Below are 6,089 nucleotides of genomic sequence, written 5' to 3' on the forward strand. Positions count from 1 at the left end.
GCCGACGTCATCCACCGGCTAGAGGCAGGCGGCTCGATGCTGCCCGATACGCCCGATAACCTGATGCAGATCATCGGCATCTACAAGGCCTACGCCGTGCCGATGGATTTCTACTGGCGCGACCTGCTCTATATTGCCGAGCGGGTCTTCCTCAACCCCGTGCCCGCCTTTAAATACTTTTTGCCCCAGGAATACCTGGATTTGCCCAACCACTACGCTGGGGAGACCGCCGACCTGCGAATCTGGCGGGGCGAGGCCACGGCCCACCCCGAGCTGCTAGAGTTTATGGCCAAAGGGGAAACCAAGCGCAAGCTGCCGAAGCTATTTCTGCACCTCTGGCACGATCGCGTCAACATGGAGTTTGCCGAGGCCTGCATGAAGGCCATGCTCTGGCACCAGGATATGGGCGGGCGATTTAACGATTATCTCTACACCGAGGAGTACAAGGAAGCGTGCGATCGCGCCATTGCCGCCTACTTCAAGGGCAATCCAGTCATGCTGGGGCTGCATAAAGCCTTCCCCGAGATGTTTTACGAAAAGTGTCGCGAACTCTCCTACTACTCAAACCTGGGCCTGTTTTGGGAAGTGATGGCCCCCGTCTTCTTTGAAATGAGCGACATCTACGACGAAGGCGGCTTTGCCGGTGTCCCCGACGCGATGGACTTTTTGGTCAACGGCATCTTTGCCGTCGCCGGGCGGCCCATCTACCACCACGTCTACGTTGGCGATGAGTGCTTCGAGCTGATCCCCAAATCCTGCGGCTTTACCTGGCTCTACGAAGCGGCCCTGCCCTACGTCGAAGCGGTGTTTTACCGCACTGCCCCCTTCCGGGGCACCAAGTCCTACAACGCCCAGGCGGGTCAGGTACCCGAAGACCAAAACGACTTTCACTACGGCATTCTCTACGCCGATGTCTTCCCCGTCGGCAGCGCAGGCATTCCCCCCACCCTGCTGATGCAGGACATGCTGCACTTTTTGCCGCCTTATCTGCAGGAATACTATGACAAACACTGCCGAGGCGAAGACGACGTACTGATTCAGCTAGGCATTACCTTTCAGCGATCGATGTACAACGTCACCTCGGCGGTGATCCAGGCCCTGCGCGCCGCGCTGCTCTACCCCCTGGATGACCAAAATCCTCGCCATTTGATGGCCAACCGCCAGTTCTTCGAGGCCCAGATGGATCGCTTTGTGCGCCCCGAAGCTCGTCTGCGCGACATCCAGCACCCAGAATATCGGTAAACCGCCAGATCCCAAGGTTCTTCAAGAACCCTGGGATCTGATCTCACCACAATCTAAACTCTAAAATCTCCTATGCCTACCATCGTCGATATTGCTGTTAATAACGAAGGCTTTTCTACTCTAGTTGCCGCTGTTCAGGCGGCAGGTCTGGTCGAAGCGCTGCAAAGCCCTGGGCCATTTACGGTTTTCGCTCCCAACGATGACGCCTTTGCCAAGCTGCCCCCCGGTACGGTGCAAACTCTGGTGCAAAACCCGCCTCAGCTCGGCCGCATTCTCAAGTTTCATGTGGTGTCTGGCAAGTACACCAAGGACGAGTTGATCAAGCTGGGTACGGTGGAGTCGCTGGAAGGCGCGCCGATTCCCATCGACGGTACGGACGGCTTTGAGGTGAAAAATGCCACGGTGCTCGCTGCGGATATTGAAGCCGACAACGGCATCATCCACGTGCTGGATAACGTAATCTTGATGGGGTAATACTAAATCCTAGTTGTCTACCCCCGATTGGTTAAGGGCAAACGATCGTTTGCCCCTACGGCATACCTGTTTTGATCCGGGGGATTTGAACTCGGCCTTGATCTAAAAATAGCCGTTTCGCTCAGGTAACGGCTACGGCTGTTTTGATCGTTGGGGGTGCCGCGCCAGCAGCATGGACGATTGGTATAACCATGCGGCTAGATAACGCCGCTAGCAAATAACAACTGCTAACGGATTGTACTCAACTTCAATCCGGCATTTGTCTGTAATGCCGGGTATTTTTGGCGCAATGATTTCTAGAGTAGATGGAGCTTGAAAGTTACGCTTCTTGGTTTCAGGGTGTGGGTAATAGATCCAACCGTCATAGGCTGAACCTTGAAACAAAACCCGGCAGCGAGTGAATGAAAAATCTTCGGGCGGGTGGCGATCGGTCCACTCAACAGCGCGAAAAATAAATTCAGGATTGATTAGCTGAAAGGTGCTGGGGCCAATCGAAACGTTTAGCGTTCCTGGGAAGTAGTCCGACAGATCTAAACCCAAAGCCCTAAAGAAAGGCGTTTGCATTTCAATCGTTCCAGCCGGATAAGGACTATCTAAAGCAGAACCGGAGGCCACCTGGTGCCCTCGATCTACAGTGCCGTTCACCTTTTGCCAAGGCCGATCAGTCATCTAAAATCGCTCACCCAGCGTTAGCCAATTATATCGTTGGTGAGCATGGCTTGGGTCATGCTAGGCCTTGGAAAGTAGGTTTGGCATCTGCCAAAACTGGCGATCGCACCCCTTCTTTAAAAGCTTTTGCGGTGCCCAGGTCAATGGAGTGCTTTGGCAAGTTCGCCCAGAAACCCAGGCTCTTTGGGCCTAACCAAACCGACCCGACACATAGTCGCGGGTAAACTGCTCGCGGGGGTTATTAAAGATCACCTCAGTTCTGTCGTACTCCACCAGGTAGCCCACTTTACCGCCCCGGTCGGTGGCTTCGGCATTATAGAAAGCCGTGCGGTCAGACACCCGCGAGGCCTGCTGCATGTTGTGGGTCACGATAATGATCGTGTAGTCTTCCTTGAGCTGCTTCATGGTTTCCTCGACTTTGATAGTAGAAATCGGGTCGAGGGCCGAGCAGGGCTCATCCATCAGAATAATGTCGGGCTGAATAGCAATGGTACGGGCAATACAAAGTCGCTGCTGCTGCCCACCCGAAAGCGACAGACCGCTCTGCTTGAGCTTGTCTTTGACTTCATCCCATACGGCAGCTTTGCGCAGCGAGGTCTCGACCAGCTCATCCATGTCGCCTTTATAGCCGTTGATGCGGGCTCCCCAGGCAATGTTTTCGTAGATCGACTTGGGGAAGGGGTTGGGCTTTTGAAACACCATACCAACCTTGCGCCGCAGCTCTACGGCATCGACCTTGTCACCATAGATATCGCTGCCGTGGAAGGTAATTTTGCCCTCCACTCGGCAGGATGAAATTAGGTCGTTCATGCGGTTGAAGCAGCGCAGAACGGTGCTTTTACCGCAGCCAGAGGGGCCAATGAACGCGACCACTTCGTTGCGGGGAATGTCTAGGTCAACGTCACGCACAGCCAGGCTGGAGCCGTAGTAGACGCTGAGATTTTTGGCCCTAAGGGCAACGTCTGCGGAGGTCGGAGCATAGGTGTTTGACATTGGGGCACCAGGGTTGCGCTACAGTCGGAGCCAGGGCTCACAACCTAACTATTGCAGGCGAGGGCCAGTTTTGGGGTTAAGGGAAGGCTAAGGGGTTAGGGGTAGCGCTATGGGCACCGCCCAGCCTGCGGCTAGTGGGTCACGCCGATCTGTTTTAACGGGGGTTTGATGGCCACTGAAGCTGTCAATGGGTCGATTTTGGCTAGGTTGATGTTGGGCCTCCCCCCGCCGGAGCTGAAGCTAGCTTGGGTGCTGACGAACCCAGACTTGGGTTAGAACCCCAAACGTCTTTTCACAGCTGCTTTAAATCACCGAACTGGGCTCTCTAAAGGACTGGAATAGCTGTTTGAGATCACGGGCTAGACCCCTGCCTAACCCGTACGATAGGCCTATAACCTAGGTTCTGGCGTTTCTGTAAACATGTGGCACAGCAATATTTCAGGGCTGGTCTAGGCGCTTTATTCTAGAAAGATAGGTAGGGTGTTTTGCTTAACTTAATACTGCCGCTCAATCCAGTGCCAAAACTCCCGTTCTACCGTCCATTAAGCCGTTTGCTTAGGCCCTTTTCCCTCAGCACGGTGCTGATAGCGGTGTTTGTACTGCAAATTATCTGTGCGGTAGGGCTACTGGGGCTTCTCAGCTTTTATTTGGGCAATTGGGCCGTGGCGCTGCTGAGCGTCGGGGCGATTGGTAGCTCAGTAGTGGTGGGGTTGGCGGTGGTTAACCGGGTGCTGCAGCCCATGGCCCAGCTGCGCCAGGCTATTCAGGCTATGGCCCAGGGCAACTGGCAAACCCCGCTGCCGGTCGAAAGCATGGATGAGCTCGGTCAGCTGGCGCGGGCCTTCAACGCTATGGCGGCAAAACTACAAGATTCATTTACTGAACTGGAGCACCTCAACCACGAAATGCAGCGCAGTGAGCGCCGCTGGAGGCAGTTTTTAGACGGCATTCCCCTAGGCATCGCGGTGTACGATCGCAAGGGTAGCATGGTGTTTGCTAGTCAGCAGGCCCGCGTTTTACTGTGCCTTGAAGACATGCCCTCGGTGCCGTCGCTGAGCCTCGAAGATACCTGTATTGCCTACCGGGCCAGTACGGGGCAGCGCTACCCTACTCAAGAGCTACCGATTGCTCAGGCGCTGCGGGGGCAGCCCGGCTGGGCCGATGATATTGAACTGCGCCCCGGCAACCAGCCAATTCCGATTGAAATGGCTACTACCCCCATTTTTGACCAGGCGGGGCGGGTTGAATATGCGATCGCCGCTTTTCAAGACATCACCACCCGCAAGCAGGCCCAAACCCTGCTGGCCGACTACAACCAGACCCTAGAGCGTCAGGTGGCCGATCGCACCGCCGCCCTGCGCCAGGCCGAAGCTACCCAGCGCATTATTCTTGAGGCTATTCCTGACCTGCTGGTGCGGTTGTCAGGCGAGGGCGTTTGCCTAGATGTGATGAATGCTGGCGCGGTGAACCTAGTTGCCCAGCCCAGTGATCAAATTGGTCGGCCCCTGCACGAGGTGCTGCCCGTTGATATGGCTGCCGAGCGCATGCACTACATTCGCCTGGCGCTACAAACGGGCCAGCCCCAAATCTACGAGTATCGCTTTCGCGCCGATGGTGACTGGCACTACGAAGAGGCCCGGATTGTTCCCAGCGGCCCTAACCAGGTGCTGGCGATCGTGCGAGACATTACCGAACGCAAGCAGGCCGAGGCCGAGATCGCTCGCCAGCGCCAGTTTTTGCAAAACGTCATTGACAGCATTCCCAGCATTATTGTGGTCAAAGACCGCGAAGACCGGGTGCAAATGGCCAACCGGGCCAGCGCTGCCCTGCACGGTATTACCCCCATCGATATGGTGGGTAAGCTTGACACCGACTTCAACCCCAATATTTCTGTCTTTGAGGCCAGTCAGCAGCGCCGTATTCACCAGCAGGTGATCGATACTCAAAAGCCTTACCAGGCGGAGCAAGCAATCATTGATCGAGCGGGTAATCGCCGCTGGTATCAGGTGGTGATTAGCCCGTTTCAAGATGCCAGCGGCACTGTCAACGGCGTGATTACCAACTGTATTGACATTACCGATCGCAAGGGTATGGAGACTGCCCTCAAAGGGGCAAACGAAAAGCTAGAGCGCCTGGCCACCCTCGACGGGCTCACCCATATTCCCAACCGTCGCCGCTTTGACGAATATCTGGAGCAAGAGTGGCAGCGCATGGTGCGTGAGCAGCAGCCCCTGTCGCTGATTATGTTCGACGTTGACTATTTCAAGCCCTACAACGACTGCCTGGGGCATCAGCAGGGCGACGAAGCGCTGATTGCGATCGCCGCCGCCGCCACCCGCGCCGTCAAGCGGGCTGCCGACCTGCTGGCTCGCTACGGCGGCGAAGAGTTTGCGGTGGTGCTGCCCAATACCCGTCGGGCCGGAGCCGAAATTGTGGCTAAGGCCCTGCAAAAAGAAATTGCCGACCTGCAGCTGGCCCACCCCCAGTCACCCGTCAGCGACTACCTTACGATCAGCATCGGCATTGCCAGCGTGGTGCCTACCACCGAGCAGTTCCCAGAGGATTTGATCGCGGCGGCTGATGCAGCGCTATACCAGGCTAAGAGAAGAGGGCGCGATCGCTACTGGATTCGGTTGATCTAGCCCAACTAGTACTCTGCGGCGCAAGTTTAGCTACTGTTCTCTGGGGGCTAGGGAGCAGGGGGGCTAGGG

The 6,089-nt window shown here is 56.1% G+C and carries 5 protein-coding genes; 3 read left to right on the forward strand and 2 right to left on the reverse strand.

The features are described from left to right. A partial coding sequence (locus tag IQ273_RS29095; RefSeq protein WP_194026601.1) for a CO2 hydration protein occupies window positions 1–1,242 on the forward strand: 1,242 nt, incomplete at its 5' end. Window positions 1,243–1,314: 72 nt separating this feature from the next. Beyond that, window positions 1,315–1,716 (forward strand): fasciclin domain-containing protein, encoded by a 402-nt coding sequence (locus IQ273_RS29100; RefSeq protein ID WP_194026602.1) that lies wholly within the window; start codon window positions 1,315–1,317, stop codon window positions 1,714–1,716. A gap of 210 nt (window positions 1,717–1,926) precedes the next feature. On the opposite strand, the gene IQ273_RS29105 is transcribed toward IQ273_RS29100, so the two are convergent. Together IQ273_RS29105 and pstB are read right to left on the reverse strand one after the other, a co-directional pair. Beyond that, the gene (locus tag IQ273_RS29105; RefSeq protein ID WP_313898293.1) at window positions 1,927–2,331 is read right to left on the reverse strand and encodes a hypothetical protein; all 405 of its coding nucleotides are present in this window, start codon (window positions 2,329–2,331) and stop codon (window positions 1,927–1,929) included. A gap of 243 nt (window positions 2,332–2,574) precedes the next feature. After that, window positions 2,575–3,378 (reverse strand): phosphate ABC transporter ATP-binding protein PstB, encoded by an 804-nt coding sequence (gene pstB / locus IQ273_RS29110; RefSeq protein ID WP_194026604.1) that lies wholly within the window; start codon window positions 3,376–3,378, stop codon window positions 2,575–2,577. Window positions 3,379–3,929: 551 nt separating this feature from the next. Here pstB and IQ273_RS29115 point away from each other — a divergent pair. Beyond that, window positions 3,930–6,020, forward strand: a complete 2,091-nt coding sequence (locus tag IQ273_RS29115) for a diguanylate cyclase domain-containing protein (protein WP_194026605.1) — start codon at window positions 3,930–3,932, stop codon at window positions 6,018–6,020. The last annotated feature ends 69 nt before the right edge of the window (window positions 6,021–6,089 follow it).

Origin of the sequence: Nodosilinea sp. LEGE 07298 (assembly GCF_015207265.1) — a bacterium.
Taxonomy (GTDB): Bacteria; Cyanobacteriota; Cyanobacteriia; order Phormidesmidales; family Phormidesmidaceae; genus Nodosilinea.

What these genes read in the sequence shown, in the direction of transcription:
- IQ273_RS29100 (WP_194026602.1), top strand. Translation starts at nt 1,315, where the DNA reads ATGCCTACCATCGTCGATATTGCTGTTAATAACGAAGGCTTTTCTACT.
- pstB (WP_194026604.1), bottom strand. Translation starts at nt 3,378, where the DNA reads ATGTCAAACACCTATGCTCCGACCTCCGCAGACGTTGCCCTTAGGGCC.